Origin of the sequence: Streptomyces sp. 7N604, assembly GCF_052245475.1 — a bacterium.
Classification (GTDB): Bacteria; Actinomycetota; Actinomycetes; order Streptomycetales; family Streptomycetaceae; genus Streptomyces.
On sequence record NZ_JBQQBX010000018.1, the window covers coordinates 115,416 to 137,841 of the forward strand.

The following is a 22,426-nucleotide window of genomic DNA, read 5'->3' on the forward strand; positions in this document are numbered from 1 at the left end:
CGCCCCCGGGCTCGCACCGTCCCCGGGTCGCTCATGGCTGCGTACGGCGCTACTCGTCCCCTTCCACGCCTGTCGCTGCGCCCAGTGTACGGGCCTTCGCCGACCGCGGCGGACCGGTTTCCCGGTGACCCGAATGGCGACATACGGGCCGACGGAGTGCGGCCGGCGGATTACGGGGCGGGGAGCGGGGCACAACGGTTGCAGACCTGCCCCGACGGCGTGGCAGGGGCGGCGTGCCCCGTTGCCGCGCACTTGGAGTCGATTTATCGTCCCAGCACGATTCGCGTGCAAGATCACAATATGTGAAGGGGCCGCGACCATGGTGGCGAAAAAGTCCGCCGTGAAGAAGTCGGCGTCCGCCGGATCCGCAGGCGCGGCGCCCAGGAAATCATCGGCGAGGAAGAGCACCGTGAAGACGAGCACGCGAGTGGCGAAGGCGGCACCTGAGAAGAAGGCGACGGCTGGGGCTGCGAAGACGGCGCCGCCGAAGAAGTCGGCGGCGAGGAAGGCCCCCGCGAAGAAGGCCGCCGTCAAGGCCGCACCCAAGAAGAGCGCGCCCAAGAAGACCGCGTCCAAGGAGGCCGCGGCCGAGCAGGCCGCGGCCGAGAAGACGGTCGCCGAGGAGCCCACGGCGCAGAAGGCCGCGCCCGCGAAGAAGGCCCCTGCCAAGAAGGCCGCGCCCAAGAAGGCGGCGGCGAAGAAGGCCCCGCCGGCGAAGGTGGCCGCAGCCCAGGAGACGGCACCCGGGACGACCACCCGGGCCGTGAAGAAGACCACGGCCGGCAAGACGGCCAAGAAGGCCGCGCCGGCGAAGAAGGCGGCGCCCGCCGCCCGGAAGCCCGCGACGAAGACGGGAGCCAAGTCGGTGGTTGCGAAGAAGACCCCGGGCCGGGCGTCGGCCGCCAGGAAGGCCCCTGCCGCGCCCGCCGCCGCACCGGCCCCCGGCCCCGCCTCCGCCGTGCCGAAGGCCCGCGTCACCCAGGCCGCACCCGCCGAACTCGCCGTACGCCCGGGCGAGGAGCCCTGGACCCCGGCAGAGGTGGAGGAGGCCCGGGCCGAGCTGAACGCGGAAGCCGAGCGGCTGCGCGACGAGCTCCTCGCGTCCGAAGCGGCGATCACCGGTCTGATGCGCGACTCCGGCGACGGAGCGGGGGACGACCAGGCCGACACCGGCACCAAGAACATCACCCGCGAACACGAGCTGTCGCTCGCCGCCAACGCGCGCGAGATGCTCGTGCAGACCGAGCGGGCCCTGGAGCGGCTCGACGCGGGCACGTACGGGCTCTGCGAGTCCTGCGGCAAGCCGATCGGCAAGGCGCGGATGCAGGCGTTCCCGCGCGCCACCCTGTGCGTCGAGTGCAAGCAGAAGCAGGAGCGCCACTGAGCGCCCGCACGTGTGTGCCGTACCCTCGTCCTCAGTTCAGCCGGGCGCGGCCGCCCGGCCCGCGGACAGATGCTGAGGGACTCACGTGGCAGAGGCGGAGCGGACCATCGGTACTCCAGGGTTTGAGGAGGGGGCGCCGGAGCCGGAGCAGACCGAGGAGCCCGCACCGAAGGGCAAGCGGCGGGTCGCGGTGCTGATCGCTGTCGCCGCATTCGCGTACGCCCTGGACCTGGTGAGCAAGATGATCGTGGTGGCCAGGCTGGAGCACCACGCGCCGATCGAGATCGTGGGCGATCTGCTCAAGCTGGAGGCGGTGCGCAACCCGGGTGCCGCGTTCGGCATCGGCGAGGCCCTGACCATCGTCTTCACGATCATCGCGGCCACGGTGATCGTGGTGATCGCGCGGATCGCCCGCAAGCTCTACAGCGTGCCGTGGGCGATCGCCCTCGGGCTGCTGCTCGGCGGGGCCTTCGGGAACCTCACCGACCGGATCTTCCGCTCGCCCGGGGTCTTCCAGGGCGCGGTGGTGGACTTCATCGCCCCCGCCCACTTCGCCGTCTTCAACCTGGCCGACTCGGCGATCGTCTGCGGCGGCTTCCTGATCGTGATCCTGTCCTTCCGCGGGCTGGACCCGGACGGCACGGTCCACAAGGACTGAGCGTACGAGCAGGCGTACGAGGCGTCGCCGGCGTTCCGGCATACTCGACGGGTGAGCACGCTTCCCGAGATCCGCCAGCTGCCCGTACCCGACGGCCTCGAGGGTGAGCGCGTCGACGCCGCCATCGCCCGCATGTTCGGCTTCTCCAGGACCAAGGCCGCCGAGCTGGCCGCCTCAGGGAAGGTCCAGGTAGACGGCACGAAAGCGGGCAAGTCCGACCGCGTTACCGGTGGCGCCTGGCTCGAGGTGGAGATGCCGCAGGCCGCGCCGCCCGTGCAGGTCGTCGCCGAGCCCGTCGAGGGCATGGAGATCGTGCACGACGACGACGACATCGTCGTGATCATGAAACCGATCGGGGTCGCCGCCCACCCGAGCCCCGGCTGGACCGGGACGACGGTCATCGGCGGACTGGCCGCGGCCGGCTACCGGATCTCGACCTCGGGCGCCGCCGAGCGGCAGGGCATCGTGCACCGCCTCGACGTCGGGACGTCCGGCCTGATGGCCGTGGCGAAGTCGGAGCGGGCGTACACGTCGCTCAAGCACCAGTTCCGGGAGCGGACGGTCGACAAGCGCTACCACGCGCTCGTACAGGGCCACCCGGACCCGCTGAGCGGCACCATCGACGCCCCCATCGGCCGCCACCCGCACCACGACTACAAGTGGGCGGTGACCGCCGACGGCAAGCCGAGCGTCACGCACTACGACCTCATCGAGGCGTTCCGCGCCGCCAGTCTGCTCGACATCAAGCTGGAGACCGGCCGCACCCACCAGATCCGGGTCCACATGGCCGCCCACCGCCACCCCTGCGTCGGCGACCTCACCTACGGCGCCGACCCCACCCTCGCCAAGCGGCTGAAGGTCGGGCGGCAATGGCTGCACGCGGTCAGGCTCGGCTTCGAGCACCCCGCGGACAGGCGCTGGGTGGAGTTCGAGAGCGCGTACCCGGACGACCTGCAGCGCGCGCTGGACATCGTGCGCGCGGAGAGCGCGTGACCGCCCCGGCGCGAAACGCCCTGCCGTACGACGTCCGGGTCGCCCGTGACGAGGGGGACCGGGCGGCCTGCTTCGCGGTGCGGACCGAGGTCTTCGTCGCGGAGCAGGGGGTGCCCGCCGAGATCGAGTACGACGCCTACGACGGCGGCGCCGTGCACGTGCTGGCCGTGGGCCCGCAAGGGCCGCTGGGCACCGGGCGGATGCTCCACGGCCGGGCCGCGGCCGCGAAGAACGGCGGCGACGAGAGCGTCGGGGCGCTCGGCCGCCTCGCCGTCACGCGGGCGGCGCGCGGCCTCGGGGTCGGGGCCGCGCTGGTCCGGGCGATCGAGTCCGAGGGGCGCAGGCTCGGCCTCACCGCGATCGACCTGCACGCGCAGGTGTCCGCGCTCGGCTTCTACGAGCGGCTGGGCTACGCGGCGTACGGCGAGGAGTTCCTGGACGCGGGCATCGTGCACCGGTCGATGCGCAGGGCGCTCTAGCCGCGCGCGAGACAACCGGACTCCGCTGGAGCTCCCTCGCGGCGTCCGCACGTGTCGTCGCGAGCCCGGGCGGGTGCCCGGGGGCCCGTCGTAGGATCGCCTGGGAAACCCGAGCGAGGGGATCGCTAATGTCACGCACAGTCGTCGTCAGCGGTGGCGGTACCGGGATCGGGTTCGCGGCGGCCAGGACATTCGCGCGGGACGGCGACCAGCTGGTGCTCATCGGCCGGCGGGCCGATGTCCTCGAGCGGGCCGCGGCCGAGCTGCCGGGCGCCGTGGCCTGCCCGGCCGATCTGACGGACCCGCAGCAGGTCGCGCGGGCCGCGCACTTCGTGTGCGAGGAGTTCGGCGCCGTCGACGTGCTCGTCAACAACGCGGGCGGCAACGGCCGTCTCGAGCCGCCGGCGGCGACCGACGACCCGCTGGCGGCGACCGCCCACGACTGGACGGTCAACTTCCGGCTCAACGTGCTCACCGCCGTGCTGCTCACCGAGGCGCTCCGCGACCATGTGGCCTCGCCCGGCGGCCGGGTGCTGTTCCTCAGCTCCATCGCGGCCCTGCGCGGGTCCGGCCGCCACGCGTACGGCTCCGCGAAGGCAGGCCTGCACCCGTACGCGTTCGCGCTCGCCGCGGACCTCGGGCCGCGCGGCATCACCGTCAACCTCGTCGCCCCCGGCTACATCGAGGAGACCGGCTTCTTCGGCGACGGCATGCCGGAGGAGCGCCGTCAGGCGCGGATCGACGAGACCCTCAACCACCGGGCCGGGCATCCCGGGGACGTCGCCGAGACCCTGCACTGGCTTGCTTCCCCGGCCGCCGACCACATCACCGCCCAGCTGATCCAGGTCAACGGCGGCGCGGAGCGAGGGCGTTAGCCGGCGGAGCGCAGACGTCAGTCGACGTCGACCGGCTTGTCCTCGGTGTCCTCAGGAACCGCCGCCGTGATGACGCGTGGCAGCGCGTACGGGTGCTCGTCGTGCAGCCAGGCGACCATCCGCTCGCGGACCTCGCAGCGCAGCGTCCACACTTCGTCCGCGTCCCGGGCCGTGACCAGGGCACGCACCTCGATCGTGGTCGGGGTGGTGTCGGTCACGGCGAGGCCCCAGTCGCGCCCGTCCCAGGACGGGCAGTCCTGCACGATCTCGTGCAGCTTCTCCCGCATCGCGTTCACCGGCGCCGCGTGGTCCACCTGGAAGAAGACCGTGCCCGTCATCTGCGGGCCGCCGCGCGACCAGTTCTCGAAGGGCTTGCTGGTGAAGTACGAGACCGGCATGGTGATCCGGCGCTCGTCCCAGGTCCGTACGGTCAGGAAGGTGAGGGTGATCTCCTCGACCGTGCCCCACTCGCCGTCCACCACGACCACGTCGCCGATCCGCACCATGTCGCCGAAGGCGATCTGCAGCCCGGCGAAGAGATTGCCCAGCGTGGACTGGGCGGCGATGCCCGCGACGATGCCGAGGATTCCGGCGGAGGCGAGCATCGATGCGCCGAAGGTGCGCATCGCGGGGAAGGTCAGCAGCATCGCGGCCACCGCGACCACCCCGACGACGGCCGTCACCACCCGCTGGATCAGCGTCACCTGGGTGCGCACCCGCCGCACCCGCGCCGCGTCCCGCGTCGCCGTCGCGTAGCGCGAGTACGCCGACTCCACGACCGCCGCCGAGATCCGTACGATCAGCCAGGCCGCGGAGCCGATCAGGACCAGGGTCAGCACCTGCCCGATCGCCTTGGTGTGGTCACGGGCGATGTGGGCCTCGCCGTACGCGCCGCGCAGCAGCGCCGCGCACAGCACGAACTGCAGGGGCAGCCTGCACCGGCGCAGCAGGCCCCACAGGGGTGTCTCCGGGTGCGCCGCGTCGGTTCTGCGCAGCACCTGGTCGACGACCCAGCCGACGATGACGGTGACCGCGACCGAGCCGCCGAGTACGAGCAGCGGACGCAGCACGTCCTCCATGGGCACCTCAGCTCCTTCCGGGGAGTCTGACCTGCCAGGCATATCAAATGCCCGTGGCTGTGCGCGTACCCACGACCGTAACTGGCACGATGTGAGATGAGAGACAGTGCGAGAGAGAAGTGAAGAGCTGTGGCGTCCTCGACGATCGTCCTTTTCCACTCGGCCTTCGGGCTGCGTCCTGCCGTGCACGCGGCGGCCGACCGGCTGCGCGCGGCGGGGCACGAGGTGCACGTGCCCGACCTGTACGACGGGCGGACCACCGAGACCGTCGAGGAGGGCATGGCGATCAAGGACGAGATCGGCCAGGACGAGCTGTTGCGGCGCGCCGTCACCGCCTCCGCCCCGCTCTCCGACCGGGGCCTCGTCTACGCGGGCTTCTCGCTCGGCGGCTCGATCGCCCAGAACCTGGCCCTCGCCGACGATAAGGCGCGCGGGCTGCTCCTGCTGCACGGCACCTCCGATATCGCGGAGGGCGCCTCGGCCGACGACCTGCCGGTACAGCTGCACGTGGCCGACCCCGACCCCTTCGAGCCGCATGACTGGCTGAACGCCTGGTACCTGCGGATGCGGCGGGCGGGAGCGGAGGTCGAGATCTTCCGTTACCCGGGCGCCGGGCACATCTTCACCGACCCTGAGCTGCCGGACTACGACGCCGAGGCGGCCGAGGCCACCTGGTCGGTGGCGCTCGGCTTCCTCGACGAGCTGTAGAGCGGAGCCTCAGCGCACCGGCGCGTCCGCCCGCTCCACCTTCTGGCTGCCCGACCGGGTCCGGTAGGAGCGGGTCCACTCGGCCGAGGCGTTGGGGTCGGTCTTGTCGGAGATCACGTAGTAGTCCATCTGCGCCCGCTCGGCCGTGACGTCGAGCACCCCGTAGCCGTGCGAGTCCATGTCCAGCCACTTCACATGCCGGTTGGCGGCCTTGATCGCGGCGACCGCGGCCGGTGACACCGACTGCGGCGGGACGTGCAGGATGTCGTCGAGGTTGTCCGAGGTCACGGACGTCACCACGAACTCGGTGGCCGCCGACGGCGAGAAGGGGTACGTGGCGGCCTTCACCGGCACGTCGTTGGCCCACGCCATGTGGATGTCGCCGGTCAGGAAGACCGTGTTGGTAAGCCCGCCGTCCCGCAGGTGCGCGAGCAGCTCGCGCCGGTCGTCGGTGTAGCCGTCCCACTGGTCCACGTTGACCGCCAGGCCCTCCTTGGGCAGCCCCAGCAGCTCGGCGAGCGGCTCCAGCAGATGGGCGGGCACCGAGCCGAAGGCGACCGGCGAGATCATCACGGACGTACCGACGAGCTTCCACGACGCGTCGGAGGACGAGAGCCCCGACTTCAGCCAGTCCAGCTGGGCGCGGCCGGTGATCGTACGGTCGGGGTCGTCGACGTCGCCGTTGCCGACCGTCGACTGCTGGGAGCGGAAGGAGCGCAGGTCGAGCAGGTGCAGATCGGCCAGCTTGCCGAAGCGCAGCCGCCGGTAGGTGGTGCCCTCGGTCGACGTCCGCACCGGCAGCCACTCGAAGTACGCCTGCTTGGCCACCGCCACGCGCTGCGCCCACTCGCCTTCGGCGCCCTCGGTGTGGTTCTCCGCGCCGCCCGACCAGGCGTCGTTCGCGAACTCGTGGTCGTCCCAGATCGCGACGACCGGGTGCGCGGCGTGCAGGGCCTGGAGGTCGGGGTCGGTCTTGTACGTGGCGTGCCGGACGCGGTAGTCGGCGAGGCCCGTGATCTCGTGCGCGGGGGAGTGCGGGCGTACGACGTACTTCTGCGCCGGGTACTCGCCGGCCGCGTACTCGTAGATGTAGTCGCCCAGGTGCAGCACCGCGTCGAGGTCGGTGCGCGCGGCGAGGTGGCGGTACGCGGAGAACCAGCCGGACTCCCAGTTGGCGCAGGACACCACACCGAACCGGATGGCGTGTGCGGTGTCGTCGTGCGCCGGGGTGGTGCGCGTGCGCCCGACGGGCGACTGAACCCCGCCGGCGGTGAAGCGGAAGAAGTACGGGGTGGCCGGGCGCAGTCCGCGCACATCGACCTTCACGGTGTGGTCGGACGCGGCGCGGGCGCTGGTGGCGCCGCTCGCGACGACCTTGGAGAAGGACTTGTCCTCGGCTATCTGCCAGTCGACCGTGACCTCGGGCCCCTTGCCGGAGCCGGGTACGGCCTCGGGGGACGGGGTGACGCGCGTCCACAGGAGTACGCCGTCGGGCAGCGGGTCGCCGGAGGCGACGCCGTGGAGGAAGGCGGGGGCCGCGGGTTCGGCGGCCATGGCGCTGGTTCCCGCGGCGGTCAGCGGAATCAGCGCGGCAGAGGCCGCAGCGGCCTTGACGACCGTGCGGCGGGTGCTCGTGTTGCTCGTGTTGTTCGGCTGGAGATCGGTCACGGCCGATCAGATTACGGACTCGCAGGCCGAACGGGCGGGCGAATACGGGATGTTCGCCCGCCCGTCGGCGAGAGGTCGCTTCCGCCTCTGTTGAGGCGGCGACGGCCCTCAGCTCTTCGCGGCCAGGGCCTTGTCGACCGCGGCGTTGAACTCCTGCGGGGTCATCGGGGCGTTCTGGCTGCCCTCGGCAGTGAGCTTGGTGCCGTTGAGCTTGAAGCTCGGCGTGCCCTGGATGTCCTTGGCCGCGTTGAACCGGTCCTTCATCGCCAGCGCCCACTGGTCGTAGGTGCCCTCGTTCACGGCCTTCTCGAACTCCGCGTTGCCCTTGAGGGACTTGACCTGGTCCGCGACCTTCAGCAGGTACGCGTCGTCGGCGAACTTGTCCTCCCTCTCGTCCGGGTGGTTCTTGGCGGAGAAGAGGGCGGTCTTGTACTCGAGGAAGGCGTCCGGGCTGACGTTCAGCGCGGCGCCCAGCGCGCTCAGGGCGTTCTTGGAGCCCGATCCCTTGGGCGGGATGTTCTCGTCGAGGAAGGCACCCATCGTGAACTGCAGCTTGTACTTGCCGTCCCTCATGTCCTTGAGGACGGTCTCGCCGGTGGCCTGCTCGAAGCTCGCGCAGACCGGGCAGCGCATGTCCTCGTAGACCTCGAGGGTGTTCTTGGCGTTCTTGTCGCCGATGACGACGACGGTCCCCTTGTTGCCGGAGGCGTTCGCGGGCTTCGCGAAGCTCTCCTTCTTCGCGGCGGCCACCCAGTCCTCGTGGCTCACCTTGCTGTCGCCGCCGCCCATGTTGCTGACGGCCACGCCGATGCCGGCGGCTATCGCCAGCACGGCGACGATCGAGCCGCCGACGACCAGCTGGCGGCGGATCTTGTCCCTCTTCGCCTGGCGCTCGCGCTCCGCGCGGAGGCGCTCGCGGGCGGCGGTCTTGCTGGCCTGGCTGTTGCGCTTGCTCATGGTGTTCTTCCTGCTCCGTCGTATGGGGTGTGGGATGGGACTGCTGTGCTCGGTGGGTTCTGAGTGGTAGTGCTCAGAGAGCCACGCAGCACGGCGGTCCGCGCCGTACGACGGAGTGGACCAGCATCGGCTGGGTACGGGCCGGGCGCACGCGCCGTACCGCCCGCAGAGCCCGGTGCGCGGGCCCCTCCTCCGCCCCCGTGACCGCGGCGACCGCGGTCAGCAGCGGCCGGAAGGCGAAGCCTGCGACGGCGCGCAGCAGGCGGGCCAGCGCCGTCTCGCCGCGCCGCAGCCAGGCCGCAGCGGCGAGGCCGACCGTGACGTGCGCGGCGAGCAGCAGCCAGGGGGTGGCCGGGTCGCCGGCGACCGGCAGGGTGGCGGCGGGCTCCCGGCTCGCCATGCGGGCGAGCGGCGTACCGAAGTCGCCGCCGCTGCACAGCAGATCCACGCCGACCGAGCGCAGCGGGCCCGCCACGGGGCCGCCCGCCTGCCCGTAGCAGGCGTGCTGGCCCGTGGTGAAGACCGTGTCCGCGGCCAGCTCGAGCGGGATCAGCAGGGCCGCGATCGCGCCGTAGCCGCGCTCCCGCCCGGCCAGTGCCCAGGCGATGGCGAAGACACCGGCGGAGAGCGCGGCGACGGTGGTCACCGGGAGCGGGACGCCGGACAGCAGGACGTGCGAGGCAGCCGACAGCGTCACGCACAGCGCCGTGAAAAGCGCTGCGCGTAGCGTCCTCAACTGGGCCCCGGATATGTCCATCGCGCAGAGTGTGCCATGTCCGCAGGTAAGGGGCGACTAAACGGGCCCCCCTCATACGGGTCCCCTCATACGGAAACCCTGCCAGCGGGCCCTTGTCGCTGCGGCTCGCTACAGCCCCGGGATCCGTCCGTTGCGGAACAGGTCCACGAAGATCTGGTGGTCGGCCCGCGCCCGGGCCCCGTAGGAGTGCGCGAAGTCCACCAGCAGGCCCGCGAAGCCGTCCTCGTCGGCCGCGATCGCGGCGTCGATGGCCCGCTCCGTGGAGAACGGGACCAGCGAGTGGCCGCTCTCGTCGTCCGCCGCCGCGTGCATGGTCGCGGTGGCCCGCCCCAGGTCGGCCACGACCTCCGAGATCTCGGCCGGGTCGTCGATGTCCGACCAGTCGAGGTCCACCGCGTACGGCGACACTTCGGCGACCAGCTGGCCCGACCCGTCCAGCTCGGTCCAGCCCAGCCAGGGGTCGGCGTGGTCCTGGAGCGCACGCTGCGAGATGACCGTGCGGTGCCCCTCATGCTGGAAGTAGCCGCGGACCCGCTCGTCGGTCATGTGCCGGGAGACCGCCGGGGTCTGGGCCTGCTTCATATAGATCACGACGTCGTTCTCGAGGGCGTCGCTGTTGCCCTCCAGCAGGATGTTGTACGACGGGAGGCCCGCGCTGCCGATGCCGATGCCGCGGCGCCCGACGACGTCCTTGACGCGGTACGAGTCGGGGCGGGCGAGGCTGGACTCCGGCAGGGTCTCCAGATAGCCGTCGAAGGCCGCCAGGACCTTGTACCGCGTCGCGGCGTCCAGCTCGATCGCGCCGACGCCGGGCGCGAAGCGGCGCTCGAAGTCGCGGATCTCGGTCATCGAGTCGAGCAGCCCGAAGCGGGTGAGGGAACGGGCGTCGCGCAGCGCGTCCAGCAGCGGCCCCTCGGCCGTGTCGAGCGTGAAGGGCGGCACTTCGTCGTTCTTCGCGCCGGTGGCCAGCGCGTGGATCCGCTCGCGGTAGGCGGCGGCGTATGTCCGCACCAGGTCGCTGATCATCTCGTCGCTGAGCGCCTTCGTGTACCCGATCAGGGCCACGGAGGCGGCGAAGCGCTTCAGGTCCCAGGTGAACGGACCCACGTACGCCTCGTCGAAGTCGTTGACGTTGAAGATCAGTCGGCCGTTGGAGTCCATGTAGGTGCCGAAGTTCTCGGCGTGCAGATCGCCGTGGATCCACACCCGGGCCGTCCGGTCGTCCAGGTACGGGCCGCTGTCCCGGCCCTCCTCCAAGTCCTTGTAGAACAGGCAGGCCGTGCCGCGGTAGAAGGCGAAGGCGGAGCCCGCCATCTTGCGGAACTTGACCCGGAACGCCGCCGGATCGGCGCTCAGCAGCTGCCCGAAGGCGGTGTCGAAAACGGCGAGGATCTCCTCGCCGCGCTGCTCGGCCTGGGTGGACAGGGCCTGCTGGGACGACATCGCGGTGAGCCTCCTGGTGCCTGGAGCTGAGGGTCGGATCTTCCGGCTGTTCCAACGCGCGAGGCTACTCGCGAGTGCCCGCCCGCTGTCAGTCCCGAGGCATAGACTTCAGAGCCGTCGACCCAACCCGTCGCCCACCCGTCACCCGACCACCGCCCCTGATCGAGGCGCTTCGCGCCGCAGCTTCTTCTGGAGGTCTTCAGCCGTGGCCAAGCCGCCCTTCACGCACCTGCACGTTCACACCCAGTACTCGCTGCTGGACGGTGCGGCGCGGCTGAAGGACATGTTCAATGCCTGTCAGGAGATGGGCATGACGCACATCGCGATGACGGACCACGGCAACCTGCACGGGGCGTACGACTTCTTCCAGCAGGCGACCGGCGCCGGAATCACGCCGATCATCGGCATCGAGGCGTACGTGGCGCCCGAGTCGCGGCGCAACAAGCGGCGCATCCAGTGGGGCCAGCCGCACCAGAAGCGGGACGACGTCTCGGGCTCCGGTGGTTACACCCACAAGACGATCTGGGCGGGCAGCAAGACCGGTCTGCACAACCTCTTCCGGCTCTCCTCCGACGCCTACAAGGAGGGCTGGCTGACCAAGTGGCCCCGGATGGACAAGGAGGTCATCGCGGAGCACGCGGAGGGCCTCATCGCGTCCACCGGCTGCCCCTCCGGCGAGGTGCAGACCCGGCTCCGCCTCGGCCAGTTCGACGAAGCCCTGAAGGCCGCCGCCGAATATCAGGAGATTTTCGGCAGGGAGCGGTATTTCCTCGAGCTGATGGACCACGGCATCGAGATCGAGCGCCGGGTCCGCGACGGCCTGCTGGAGATCGGCAAGAAGCTCGGCATCCCGCCGCTCGTCACCAACGACTCGCACTACACGTATGCCCACGAGTCGAGCGCCCACGACGCGCTGCTGTGCATCCAGACCGGCAAGAACCTCTCCGACCCGGACCGCTTCCGCTTCGACGGCACCGGCTACTACCTGAAGTCCACGGATGAGATGTACGCCATCGACTCCTCCGACGCCTGGCAGGAGGGCTGCGCCAACACCCTCAAGGTCGCCGAGCTGGTCGACACCACCGGCTGGTTCGAGAAGCGGGACCTGATGCCCCGCTTCGATGTGCCCGAGGGCTACACCGAGGTCACCTGGTTCCGCGAGGAGGTCAAGCGCGGCATGGCCCGCCGCTACCCCGGCGGGATCCCCGAGGACCGGCAGCGCCTGGTCGAGTACGAGATGGACATCATCATCCAGATGGGGTTCCCGGGGTACTTCCTGGTCGTCGCCGACTTCATCATGTGGGCCAAGAACAACGGCATCGCGGTCGGCCCCGGCCGGGGCTCCGCGGCCGGCTCGATCGTCTCGTACGCCCTGGGGATCACCGACCTCGACCCGATCGAGCACGGCCTGATCTTCGAGCGGTTCCTCAACCCCGAGCGCGTCTCCATGCCCGATGTCGACATCGACTTCGACGAGCGCAGGCGCGCCGAGGTGATCCGGTACGTCACCGAGAAGTACGGGGCCGACAAGGTCTGCATGATCGGCACCTACGGCACCATCAAGGCGAAGAACGCGATCAAGGACTCCGCGCGCGTGCTGGGTTACCCGTACGCGATGGGCGACCGCATCACCAAGGCCATGCCCGCCGACGTCCTCGGCAAGGGCATCCCGCTCTCCGGCATCACCGACCCGCAGCACCCCCGCTACAGCGAGGCGGGCGAAGTCCGCGGGATGTACGAGAACGAGCCGGACGTGAAGAAGGTCATCGACACCGCCCGCGGCGTCGAGGGCCTGGTCCGGCAGATGGGCGTGCACGCCGCGGGCGTGATCATGTCCAGCGAGACCCTCACCGACCACATCCCGGTCTGGGTCAGGCACACCGACGGCGTCACCATCACGCAGTGGGACTACCCCACCTGTGAGTCGCTCGGCCTGCTCAAGATGGACTTCCTGGGCCTGCGCAACCTCACGATCATGGACGACGCCGTCAAGATGGTGAAGGCCAACAAGGGCATCGATCTGGAGCTGCTCAGCCTGCCGCTGGACGACCCCAAGACGTACGACCTGCTGTGCCGCGGTGACACCCTCGGCGTCTTCCAGTTCGACGGCGGGCCCATGCGCTCCCTGCTGCGCATGATGAAGCCCGACAACTTCGAGGACATCTCCGCGGTCTCGGCCCTCTACCGGCCGGGCCCGATGGGCATGAACTCGCACATCAACTACGCGCTGCGGAAGAACGGGCAGCAGGAGATCACGCCGATCCACCCCGAGCTCGAGGAGCCCCTGAAGGAGGTCCTCGACATCACCCACGGCCTCATCGTGTACCAGGAGCAGGTGCAGAAGGCCGCCCAGGTGCTCGCGGGCTACTCGCTCGGCCAGGCCGACCTGCTGCGCCGCGCGATGGGCAAGAAGAAGAAGGAAGTCCTCGACGCGGAGTTCGTCAACTTCCAGAAGGGCGCCCGCGAGAAGGGCTTCTCGGACGAGGCGATCCAAGCGGTCTGGGACGTGCTGGTCCCCTTCGCCGGATACGCGTTCAACAAGGCCCACTCCTCCGCGTACGGCCTGGTCACCTACTGGACCGCCTACCTCAAGGCCAACTACCCGGCCGAGTACATGTCCGCGCTGCTCACCTCGGTGCGCGACGACAAGGACAAGTCGGCGGTCTACCTCAACGAGTGCCGCCGCATGGGCATCAAGGTGCTGCCGCCGAACGTCAACGAGTCCGAGGCGAACTTCACCGCCCAGGGCGACGATGTGATCCTCTTCGGCCTGACCGCGGTCCGGAACGTCGGGCAGAACGTGGTGGATTCGATCATCCGCAGCCGCAAGTCGAAGGGGAAGTACACCTCCTTCCCCGACTTCCTCGACAAGGTCGAGGCGGTCGTCTGCAACAAGCGGACCGTCGAATCGCTGATCAAGGCGGGCGCCTTCGACGAGATGGGCCACACCCGCAAGGGCCTCACGGCGCACTACGAGCCGATGATCGACAATGTGGTCCAGGTCAAGCGCAAGGAGGCCGAGGGCCAGTTCGACCTCTTCGGCGGCATGGGCGACGACTCCGGCGACGACACCCCCGGCTTCGGGCTCGACGTGGAGTTCTCCGACGTCGAGTGGGACAAGGCCTATCTGCTGGCGCAGGAGCGCGAGATGCTCGGCCTCTACGTCTCCGACCACCCGCTGTTCGGCATCGAGCACGTCCTCAACGAGAAGACGGACGCGGCGATCTCCCAGCTGACGGGCGGCGAGCACGCCGATGGCGCGATCGTCACCATCGGCGGCATCATCTCCGGGCTCCAGCGGAAGATGACCAAGCAGGGCAACGCCTGGGCCATCGCCACCGTCGAGGACCTGGCCGGCTCCATCGACTGCATGTTCTTCCCGGCCACCTACCAGCTGGTGTCCACCCAACTCGTCGAGGACGCCGTCGTCTTCGTGAAGGGCCGCCTCGACAAGCGGGAGGACGTGCCGCGGCTGGTCGCGATGGAGCTGATGGTTCCCGACCTGTCGGAGGCCTCCGCCAACGCGCCCGTGACGATCACGATTCCGACGGTGAAGGTCACCCCGCCGCTGGTCGAGAAGCTCGGCGAGGTGCTCAACCACCACAAGGGCAGCACCGAGGTCCGTATCAAGCTCCAGGGGGCCCGGAAGACCACCGTGCTGCGGCTGGACCGGCACCGGGTCACCGCGGACCCGGCCCTCTTCGGCGACCTCAAGGTGCTGCTCGGGCCGTCCTGCCTGGCGGGCTGAGCGGAGGCGTCCTGCCCGGCGGGCTGAGCGTTCGCCCTGCCTGGGCGGCTGAGGGGTGGGCGTCCTGACTGGCTGGGCGGCTGAGCCGCGCCGTACGGACCACGCGCGGAAGGGGCGCGCCCTGGGCCCGGACCGGTCCGGGGGAGGGCGCGCCCCTCGTGCCGCTCAGCTTCCGCTCAGCGGCAGCGGTCAGTTGTGGCCGAAGTTCTTGCGCTGCTTGTTGCGGGCAGACTGCTCGGAGCTCGAGGAGTGTGCCTGCTGCTGGGACTGGGACTCCGACGACGAGCTCTGCGCGTTGGGGCTCTTCGCGCGCTCGTCGGCGCGCGAGGCGGTGCTGCGGCTCTTGGGCTGACTGCGATTCTGGTTCTTGTTCTTGGCCATGATCGTGCCTCCTGTGCGGAATCTCGGAACCTGGCCTGCGGCCGGCCGGCGGGCGCCGGGGCCGCTTTGCGAGATAACGCTCGCATGACCCGACAATGAACGCATGTCGGACAATTACCCTGAGTGAAAAGGGTGGGTGAGGAAGCAGGCGGGGTAAGCGCTTCCGTACGGCTTCCGCGCGGCTTCCGTATCCGCCACGCCGATGATCGAGTTCCGACTGATAACCCCTGTGCGGTCGGGCAGACTCGAAGGAAACCCGAAGCCAAAACGCCGTTCCGGGGGGCGACGGACTTCACGAAAGAGGGTGGAACGTGGACCGCTGCGTCGTCCTGGTGGACGCCGGCTACCTGCTGGGCGCCGCTGCGAGCCTGCTCGCAGGAGAGCCCGCCCGCGCCCGCATCACCGTCGATCACGCCGCCCTCATCCAGGGTTTGCGGGAGCGCGCCGAGGTCGACACCGAGCGTCCCCTGCTACGGATTTACTGGTTCGACGGGGCGCCGGACCGGGTGCCGCAGCCGGAGCACCGGCGGCTGCGCGTCATGCCCCGGGTCACCGTCCGGCTCGGCGCGCTGACCCGCAGCGACGGGCGGTGGGCGCAGAAGGGCGTGGACGCCGCCATGCACGCCGAGCTCACCGAACTCGCCCGGAACCGGGCCTGTTCCGACATCGTCCTGGTCACCGGGGACGGCGATCTGCTGCCCGGCCTGATGGACGCCAAGGAGCACGGCGTCGCCATCCATCTGTGGGCTGTGCAAGCCGCCGACGGCGACTTCAACCAGTCCGAGGATCTCGTCGCCGAGGCCGACGAGCGCCGCGTTCTGGACCGGGCGTGGATCACCCGGGCCGTACGGGCCAAGGACCTCGTCGAGCCCTGCGCACCGCCGGCCGCGCCCGAGCCGGAGATCGCGGCGATCCTCTCCGCACCGCTGCCCGAGTCGTCCGCCGCGGGCCCTGCGCCTGCGCCTGCGCAGGGGCAGGCGGCCGACGCCGGGGTCGGTGCCGGGGCAGGCGCGGGTGCCGGTGTGGGCGCCGGTGCCGGGCAGGGTGGCGTCGCGGTGCCGCCGTCGGCGAACGGCTCCGCCGCCGGTGTGCAGGCGGCCGCGGCGGCCGCGGCCGGTGCGCCGAGCGCGTCCGATGCCACGGGCACCAAGGGCGTCCCGACCCCGAAGGACCTCGCGGGCCTCGGCCGCGCCCACGCGGGCCAGGGTGCGCAGCCGCCGCAGCAGGCGCAGCCGGCGAACGCCACGCTCCGCTGGTCCTCCGACCGCGGCTGGGTCGAACGCGGTGGCCCCGCCGAACCCGCGGAGATCGCCGCCCTCCCCACGCTCGCCCAGCTCACGAGCGCCGAGCAGCGCTGGGCCGACCGCGAGGAGGACATCACGGCGGTGAGCGGCGATCCGTTCGAGGTGGGCCAGGTCTTCGCCCGCCGCTGGACCGAGCGGCTGTCCTCTCAGACGCACCTGCAGCAGCTCTCCACGGAGTACCCGCGGATCCCGCACCGCATCGACGGGGAACTGCTGCGGTACGCGGCCCGCTTCGGGCTGCTCGCTCACAAGGACGACCAGATCGACGAGCACGACCGGTACGCGATCCGCGCGGGCTTCTGGCGCGAGTTCGACACCCGCGCGGGGGAGGAACGCGGCTCCGCCGCGGGATGAAGACCGCTGTGGGCATTCGTTCCGCGGGGCGATGGGGGTACCCCCATCGCCCCGCGGAACGAATGCCCATAAAGCGCCCCGGAGCCAGGGGTCGGGGGTTGGACGCGTACCCTCGTTGCTCGTGAGGACGGGCACAGCGCGGGCAGGGCATGGCGGCGGAGCCGCCGCGGCGGAAGCCGCCCCCGCGTGTGCCGTGCGCAGCCTGGTCAAGACCTACCCCGCCGTCCGGGCCCGTCGCCGTGCTCCCGCCGCTCCGGCCGTGCGAGCGAGCGACGGCATCAGCCTCGATGTCCAGCGCGGCGAGATCTTCGGGCTGCTCGGCCCGAACGGCGCCGGCAAGTCCACGCTCGTACGCCAGCTCACCGGCCTCATGCGGCCCGACTCGGGCAGCGTACGGGTGCTGGGCCACGATCTCGTACGGCACCCGGAGCGGGCGGCGCGGCTGGTCGGCTATCTCGGTCAGGAGTCCACCGCCCTCGACGAGCTGACGGTTGCCCTGGCCGCCGAGACCACCGCGCGGCTGCGCGGACTCGACGCCAGGGCGGCGCGGGCCGAGCGCGACGCCGTGCTCGACGAGCTCGGGCTCGCCGAGATCGCCGGACGGCCGCTGAAGAAGCTGTCCGGAGGTCAGCGGCGGCTCGCCTGTGTCGCCGCTGCGCTGGTCGGCGACCGGCCCGTGCTCGTCCTGGACGAGCCGACGACCGGCATGGACCCGGTGGCCCGGCGGGCCGTGTGGAGCGCGGTGGACCGGCGCCGGGCCGAGCGCGGTGTGACCGTCGTGCTCGTCACCCACAACGTCATCGAGGCGGAGACCGTCCTCGACCGGGTCGCGGTGCTGGAGCGCGGCCGGGTCATCGCCTGCGACACGCCGAGCGGCCTGAAGGCTCTGGTCGCCGACGAGGTGCGTCTTGAGCTCGTGTGGCGGGTCCGGGCCCCGCTGGACGTGCCGGAGGTGGCGGCGCTGCGCGCGTCCGCGCGCGAGTCCGGGCGCCGCTGGGTGCTGCGGCTCGCCCCGGACGAGGCCCGGGCCGCGGTCGCCGCCGTGACCGGCGGCGCGGCGTTCGCGGCGCTCGATGACTTCACCCTTGCCATGCCGAGCCTTGAGGATGTGTACCTTGCGCTCGGCGGCCGTACGAAAGGCTTGGTGAAGGGTGACTGACCGCATGCGAGCGGCCTGCCACCGGCCCGTAGCGAACAGGAGCACAACGTGAGTGTCGTGCCCGCGGAGGCGGTGTCCGGAGGACTCCGGGCGAATGCCGGTACCGGCGGCGAGGCCGAGCCGTGGCCCGACGGCGACGCGGCGGCCGCCGCCCCGCTCGCGCCGCCCGCCCGGCTGCTGCCCGCGCTGGCCGCCGTCTACCGTGCGCAGCTGTCGCGGGCCCGCGTGGCCCGCATCCCGCTGCTGTTCGTGGCGACCTTCCAGAGCGTGGGGATCATGGTCCTGATGCGCGGGGTCGTCGACGGCGCCGACGAGGCGCGGGCCGTGGTCGCCGGGTCGAGCGTGCTGGTGGTGGCCTTCGTAGCGCTCAACCTTCTCGCCCAGTACTTCGGGCAGCTGCGCGCGAGCGGCGGACTCGACCACTACGCCACCCTGCCGGTGCCGCCGGCCGCGGTGGTGCTCGGCGCGGCCGGGGCGTACGCGTCCTTCACCGCGCCCGGTACGGCCGTCACGGCCGTCGTCGGCAGCCTGCTCTTCGGGCTGCCCCTCGCCAACCTGTGGGTGCTGGCCGCCGTGATCCCGCTCGCGGGTGCCGCCCTGGCCGGGCTCGGCGCCGCCCTCGGGCTGCTCGCGCCCCGGCAGGAACTCGCCACGCTGCTCGGCCAGTTGGGCATGTCGGCCGCCCTGCTGCTGGGCGTGCTGCCCGCGGCGCACCTGCCGGGCCCGGTGGCCTGGGCGCGGGACCTGCTGCCCTCGACGTACGGGGTCGAAGCGCTGGCCCGCACCTTCGAAGCGAGGCCGGACTGGCTGGCCGTCGGCGCGGATCTCGGCGTCTGCGCGGCCGTCGGCGTCGCGTCGCTGGCGGTCGCCACCTGGGCGTACCGGCGGGCGGCGGTGCGATGACGCGCCCGGACCGGCGTCCTGCCGCGGGCGGCACCGCCCCGGCCTGGCACGATGGCGGAGTGACCGCACCGATGACACCGCACGATCAGCATCCGCACGACCCCCGCCAGAAGCCGCCCACTGGAGGCGGGCCGGTGCACGCGCCCGCTGACGGGCCCGGCCTGCGGGCCGAGTTGCGGCAGGGCGCACTGGTGGTGGTCGCTCTGGCGGCCGCCGGGGTCCTGCTGGGGCTGCTGTGGCTGTGGCTGGCGCCGCGGGTCCCGCTGGTCTCGGACGGCAAGGCCGTCTACTTCAAGAACTCCGAGGGCGAGGAGGCGATCGGCGCGGACGGCACGTTCGTGCTGCTCGCGGCGGGCTTCGGGGTGCTCTCGGCGGTCGTGGTCTTCTTGCTGTTCCGGCGCGGGGGCGTCGCGCTGGTGGTGGCGACCGCGGTGGGCGGGCTGCTCGGCTCACTGGTGGCATGGCGGCTGGGCGTATGGCTGGGGCCGACGCAGGACGTGGCGGCGCACGCGAGGGCCGTGGGGGAGGGGAAGGTCTTCGACGCGCCGCTTCAGCTGCGGGCGAAGGGGGCGCTGCTGGCGTGGCCGATCGCGGCCGCGGCGGTCCATTTGTGCCTGACGGGCTTCTTCGGCCCCCGCGACGCCCCGCCGCCTCCGGCGCGGTTCTGACCGGCCTCCGGCCGGGCTTCGTTTCCCACCCGCCCGCCCCTTCCGTCGGAACGAGAGGTTCCATGGCCGCCCGCGGAGTCCCAGCATGCGGCCGGGGCGGGCGGGGAAGGCCAGCCCGTTCCGTCGGAACTGCTGGGCCTGTGTCGGCCCGTGGAAGGCCACCCCACCCCCGCCCCCGGCACCAGGACGCACACGCCGCAGCGGCCGCCTTCCCGCCGCCCGGCGACCGCCGCCCGGCGAGGGCGACGGGCTAGGCCGGGCGGCGGCCGTGGTTTGCGCGGTTTCTTCTCGTGCGCCACTTGCGCTTGCGGGTACGTTTCGACACGGCGTGGCCCCCTCCCGCGCGGGCCGGGCGCCCGCGCCTTCCCGCAGAGTGCGCCCGGGCGGCACAGACGTCCAGACTCCGCGCACGCGCGGACGCGAGTGCGCCTACGCGCGGGCGATCGGTGCCAGCACCGCGTCCGTAAGAGACGCCAGATCCGCGGGCGCCAGCTCGACCTCCAGCCCGCGGCGGCCCGCCGACACACAGACCGTCGCGTGCCCCGAGGCCGACGCGTCCAGCACCGTCCGCAGGCGGCGGCGCTGCCCGAGCGGCGAGATGCCGCCTCGCACGTACCCCGTCGTGCGTTCGGCCACCGCCGGGTCCGCCATCGCCGCCCGCTTGCCGCCGACCGCCGCCGCCAGCGCCTTGAGGTCGAGCGACCCGGCGACCGGGACGATCGCGACCGTCAGTGCGCCGTCGACCTCCGCCAGCAGCGTCTTGAACACTCGCTCCGGTTCCACCCCCATCGCCTGCGCCGCCTCCTCGCCGTACGACGGCGCGGCCGGGTCGTGCTCGTAGGAGTGCACGGTGAACGCCGTACCCGCCTCGGTCAGGGCGACCGTCGCGGGCGTCCCGCCCGCGCCCGGCCGCCCCGGTCCCGCGGACTTCTGCTTCTTCTTCGCCAAGGTGCCGAAGCCTTCGTTCAGTTGGGCTCAGTTCAGCCCAGCCCAATCGGGACTCAGTTCTCAGTTCGGGTTCGTCGGCTGCCGCGTCAGGTCGACCGCGGGCAGCGACGGAATGCCGCGGATCAGCGCGCTCTCCCCGCGCAGTATCTTCAGCTCCTGCCGGAGCCGGTCCGCCGTATCCGGCGCCTCCAGCAGCCGCTGCTTCGCCGGGGTGTCGAGCACAGCCGCCGCGGCCACCAGATAGGACAGCACGGACGGTTCGTCCGGCAGTTCCTGCTCGGCGCTCAGCGACCGCTCGTTCGCCCCGGCCAGCCGCTTCTGGTACGTGCGGAACGCTCGCATGACCCCCGAGGCGAGCGCCCCCGCGCCCTCGCCCTCCTCCTCGGGAAGGGTCTCGATCTCGCCCACCAGATACGCCCCGGAGGCGTCGACCGACCGCAGCCGGAAGCGCGTCGTGCCAGTGGCCAGCACGTCGAAGCCGCCGTCGCTCTTCTCCCGGATGGTGGCCGCGTCCGCGACGCAGCCCACCGGGTGGAACGCCTTGACCGGGTCCTCGCCGAAGCCGGCCGCCGGGCCGCGCTCGGGGAGCGCCGTGGTGTCCGGCATGCCGGGGGCGCTGGGCGCGACCTCGTGGCCGTCGCGGATGGCGACCACGGCGAAGCGGCGCGGCGTTTCCTCGTCCAGCTTCAGCAGGTCGCGCATCATGGCGCGATACCGCTGCTCGAAGACGTTCAGGGGCAGCACGAGGCCCGGGAACAGCACCGAGTTCAGCGGGAAGAGTGGCAGGCGCGCGACAGTCACAACGCTCAAGCCTAATGGCCGGTTGCGGGCGTCCTGCCCGCCCGTCTCCGCAGGGGCATGGACGAGGCGACCTGGATGCGGACGCCGTCGCGCAGTTCCAGGAACTGGCCGAGCGGATCGTCGGAGATGTGACTCCACGGGAAGCTTGTGGCATACGGGCCGATCAGCCGGAACTGTTCCAGGGCCTCGGCCCAGCGGCCCCGGACGATCAGGATGTACGCGAGGAGGTTGCGGACCTCGGCGGGCCACGGGTCGGCGGACGCGTACCGCGCGGACATGGCGATGGCCAGGTCGGCGGCCGCGTCGATGCGCTCGGCGAGGACGTCGGCGGCGCCGGGCCCCGTACGGTCACCCCCGCGTCCAGTACGTCCCGCTCCGTGCCCCGGGCGTCCCGCTCCGCGCCCCGGGCGGCCCGCCCCGGGCCCCGTACGGCTCGCCCAGCCCGGCGCGCGGTCCGCCTCCGCGAGCAGGACCGCCAACGCCGCACGGACCGGGAGGGCTTGCAGCAGCGAGCCGGGCAGCGCCTGCCCGGCCGCGCGCTCCGCGAAGCCGAAGCACTCGCGGTGCGAGCCGTACCAGTCCGCGCTCAGGTACTGCAGCGCCGCGACATGGCACCCGTAGTGGTGCGGTGACCGGCGTACGGCCTCGCCCCACAGCGCGTCGAAGTCGGTGCGCGTCGCGTGCGTGCCGCGCGCGTGGTCGAGCGCGATGCGCCACGGCACGGGGTCGCGCGGGGTGGCCTCCGCAGCGGACTCGATGAGCGGCGCGGTCTCCCGCAGCGGCTCGGCGCGGCCGGGCCGCTCCCACGCTCTGCGGACGGCCAGCTGGGCCTTGACGAGTGCGGCGTCCGGATCGCGCGGCGCGGCTGCCAGCCAGTCCGCGAACCAGTCGGGGCGATGCTGGGCGAAGATCGCGAGGCGGGTGGTGTAGCGGTCGCGCGACTCCCATTCGGCGGCCTCGCGGGTCGCCGCGAGCAGCGCAGCGGCCGGGCGGTGGTCGCCCCGCCCGGCGGCCGCGAGCGCGGGGGCCAGCGGCTCGTCGGGTGCGTCGAGCAGCACGTCGTCGTCCGCCGGCAGGCCGGCGGCGAGTCCGGAGGTGTGGCGGAGCATACGGATGGTGGTGACGAGTGCCCGGAGGAAGACCATCGTGCCTTGTGCCT

At 71.8% G+C, this 22,426-nt stretch carries 20 protein-coding genes; 11 read left to right on the forward strand and 9 right to left on the reverse strand.

Going from position 1 to position 22,426, the window contains the following annotated elements; genetic code table 11:
- Nucleotides 1–319 precede the first annotated feature (319 nt).
- From ACTWP8_RS20845 to ACTWP8_RS20865, 5 genes are all read left to right on the forward strand, one after another.
- Nucleotides 320–1,384 (forward strand): TraR/DksA family transcriptional regulator, encoded by a 1,065-nt coding sequence (locus ACTWP8_RS20845; protein WP_443323660.1) that lies wholly within the window; start codon nucleotides 320–322, stop codon nucleotides 1,382–1,384.
- An 85-nt stretch (nucleotides 1,385–1,469) separates the two neighbouring features.
- Nucleotides 1,470–2,042, forward strand: a complete 573-nt coding sequence (locus tag ACTWP8_RS20850) for a signal peptidase II (RefSeq protein ID WP_443313409.1) — start codon at nucleotides 1,470–1,472, stop codon at nucleotides 2,040–2,042.
- 51 nt (nucleotides 2,043–2,093) lie between these two features.
- Nucleotides 2,094–3,035, forward strand: a complete 942-nt coding sequence (locus ACTWP8_RS20855; protein WP_443323661.1) for an RluA family pseudouridine synthase — start codon at nucleotides 2,094–2,096, stop codon at nucleotides 3,033–3,035.
- Nucleotides 3,032–3,514 (forward strand): GNAT family N-acetyltransferase, encoded by a 483-nt coding sequence (locus ACTWP8_RS20860; RefSeq protein WP_443323662.1) that lies wholly within the window; start codon nucleotides 3,032–3,034, stop codon nucleotides 3,512–3,514. Before ACTWP8_RS20855 ends, ACTWP8_RS20860 begins: the two co-directional genes overlap by 4 nt.
- A 128-nt stretch (nucleotides 3,515–3,642) precedes the next feature.
- On the forward strand, nucleotides 3,643–4,389 hold the full coding sequence (locus ACTWP8_RS20865) for an SDR family NAD(P)-dependent oxidoreductase (RefSeq protein WP_443323663.1): 747 nt from the start codon (nucleotides 3,643–3,645) through the stop codon (nucleotides 4,387–4,389).
- A 17-nt stretch (nucleotides 4,390–4,406) separates the two neighbouring features.
- Here the strand turns inward: ACTWP8_RS20865 and ACTWP8_RS20870 are convergent, their stop codons facing one another.
- On the reverse strand, nucleotides 4,407–5,468 hold the full coding sequence (locus tag ACTWP8_RS20870) for a mechanosensitive ion channel family protein (protein WP_443323715.1): 1,062 nt from the start codon (nucleotides 5,466–5,468) through the stop codon (nucleotides 4,407–4,409).
- Between the two features lie 129 nt (nucleotides 5,469–5,597).
- Between ACTWP8_RS20870 and ACTWP8_RS20875 the strand changes: the two genes are divergently transcribed.
- Complete coding sequence (locus tag ACTWP8_RS20875; protein WP_443323664.1) at nucleotides 5,598–6,176, forward strand: dienelactone hydrolase family protein; 579 nt, start codon at nucleotides 5,598–5,600, stop codon at nucleotides 6,174–6,176.
- Nucleotides 6,177–6,185: 9 nt separating this feature from the next.
- On the opposite strand, the gene ACTWP8_RS20880 is transcribed toward ACTWP8_RS20875, so the two are convergent.
- The 4 genes from ACTWP8_RS20880 to ACTWP8_RS20895 all read right to left on the reverse strand — a co-directional run bounded on the left by ACTWP8_RS20880 (nucleotide 6,186) and on the right by ACTWP8_RS20895 (nucleotide 11,001).
- Nucleotides 6,186–7,844, reverse strand: coding sequence for an alkaline phosphatase D family protein (locus tag ACTWP8_RS20880; RefSeq protein WP_443323665.1), 1,659 nt, complete (start codon nucleotides 7,842–7,844; stop codon nucleotides 6,186–6,188).
- A gap of 108 nt (nucleotides 7,845–7,952) precedes the next feature.
- Nucleotides 7,953–8,801 (reverse strand): thioredoxin domain-containing protein, encoded by an 849-nt coding sequence (locus ACTWP8_RS20885; RefSeq protein ID WP_443323666.1) that lies wholly within the window; start codon nucleotides 8,799–8,801, stop codon nucleotides 7,953–7,955.
- Nucleotides 8,802–8,874: 73 nt separating this feature from the next.
- On the reverse strand, nucleotides 8,875–9,558 hold the full coding sequence (locus ACTWP8_RS20890) for a hypothetical protein (RefSeq protein ID WP_443323667.1): 684 nt from the start codon (nucleotides 9,556–9,558) through the stop codon (nucleotides 8,875–8,877).
- A 108-nt stretch (nucleotides 9,559–9,666) separates the two neighbouring features.
- Nucleotides 9,667–11,001: a DUF2252 domain-containing protein gene (locus tag ACTWP8_RS20895; protein ID WP_443323668.1), complete on the reverse strand. Its 1,335-nt coding sequence runs from the start codon at nucleotides 10,999–11,001 to the stop codon at nucleotides 9,667–9,669.
- A gap of 205 nt (nucleotides 11,002–11,206) precedes the next feature.
- Here ACTWP8_RS20895 and dnaE point away from each other — a divergent pair, with 205 nt between their 5' ends.
- On the forward strand, nucleotides 11,207–14,749 hold the full coding sequence (gene dnaE, locus ACTWP8_RS20900; RefSeq protein ID WP_443323669.1) for a DNA polymerase III subunit alpha: 3,543 nt from the start codon (nucleotides 11,207–11,209) through the stop codon (nucleotides 14,747–14,749).
- A gap of 189 nt (nucleotides 14,750–14,938) precedes the next feature.
- On the opposite strand, the gene ACTWP8_RS20905 is transcribed toward dnaE, so the two are convergent.
- On the reverse strand, nucleotides 14,939–15,130 hold the full coding sequence (locus ACTWP8_RS20905) for a hypothetical protein (RefSeq protein WP_443323670.1): 192 nt from the start codon (nucleotides 15,128–15,130) through the stop codon (nucleotides 14,939–14,941).
- Between the two features lie 311 nt (nucleotides 15,131–15,441).
- On the opposite strand from ACTWP8_RS20905, the gene ACTWP8_RS20910 reads away from it, so the two are divergent.
- The 4 genes from ACTWP8_RS20910 (at nucleotide 15,442) to ACTWP8_RS20925 (ending at nucleotide 19,518) form a co-directional block, all read left to right on the forward strand.
- Nucleotides 15,442–16,788 carry an NYN domain-containing protein gene (locus ACTWP8_RS20910; RefSeq protein ID WP_443323671.1) on the forward strand — a complete coding sequence of 449 codons (1,347 nt, stop codon included), beginning with the start codon at nucleotides 15,442–15,444 and terminating at the stop codon, nucleotides 16,786–16,788.
- A gap of 121 nt (nucleotides 16,789–16,909) precedes the next feature.
- Nucleotides 16,910–17,947 carry an ABC transporter ATP-binding protein gene (locus ACTWP8_RS20915; RefSeq protein ID WP_443323672.1) on the forward strand — a complete coding sequence of 346 codons (1,038 nt, stop codon included), beginning with the start codon at nucleotides 16,910–16,912 and terminating at the stop codon, nucleotides 17,945–17,947.
- Between the two features lie 48 nt (nucleotides 17,948–17,995).
- Nucleotides 17,996–18,850 carry an ABC transporter permease gene (locus tag ACTWP8_RS20920; protein ID WP_443323673.1) on the forward strand — a complete coding sequence of 285 codons (855 nt, stop codon included), beginning with the start codon at nucleotides 17,996–17,998 and terminating at the stop codon, nucleotides 18,848–18,850.
- Nucleotides 18,851–18,921: 71 nt separating this feature from the next.
- Nucleotides 18,922–19,518, forward strand: coding sequence for a DUF2567 domain-containing protein (locus ACTWP8_RS20925; protein WP_443323716.1), 597 nt, complete (start codon nucleotides 18,922–18,924; stop codon nucleotides 19,516–19,518).
- Nucleotides 19,519–19,947: 429 nt separating this feature from the next.
- On the opposite strand, the gene ybaK is transcribed toward ACTWP8_RS20925, so the two are convergent.
- The 3 genes from ybaK to ACTWP8_RS20940 are packed head-to-tail and all read right to left on the reverse strand — an operon-like array spanning nucleotide 19,948 to nucleotide 22,412.
- Nucleotides 19,948–20,466: a Cys-tRNA(Pro) deacylase gene (gene ybaK / locus ACTWP8_RS20930; protein ID WP_443323674.1), complete on the reverse strand. Its 519-nt coding sequence runs from the start codon at nucleotides 20,464–20,466 to the stop codon at nucleotides 19,948–19,950.
- Nucleotides 20,467–20,526: 60 nt separating this feature from the next.
- Nucleotides 20,527–21,267, reverse strand: coding sequence for an LON peptidase substrate-binding domain-containing protein (locus ACTWP8_RS20935; RefSeq protein ID WP_443323675.1), 741 nt, complete (start codon nucleotides 21,265–21,267; stop codon nucleotides 20,527–20,529).
- Nucleotides 21,268–21,278: 11 nt separating this feature from the next.
- The gene (locus tag ACTWP8_RS20940; RefSeq protein ID WP_443323717.1) at nucleotides 21,279–22,412 is read right to left on the reverse strand and encodes a hypothetical protein; all 1,134 of its coding nucleotides are present in this window, start codon (nucleotides 22,410–22,412) and stop codon (nucleotides 21,279–21,281) included.
- Between the last annotated feature and the right edge of the window lie 14 nt (nucleotides 22,413–22,426).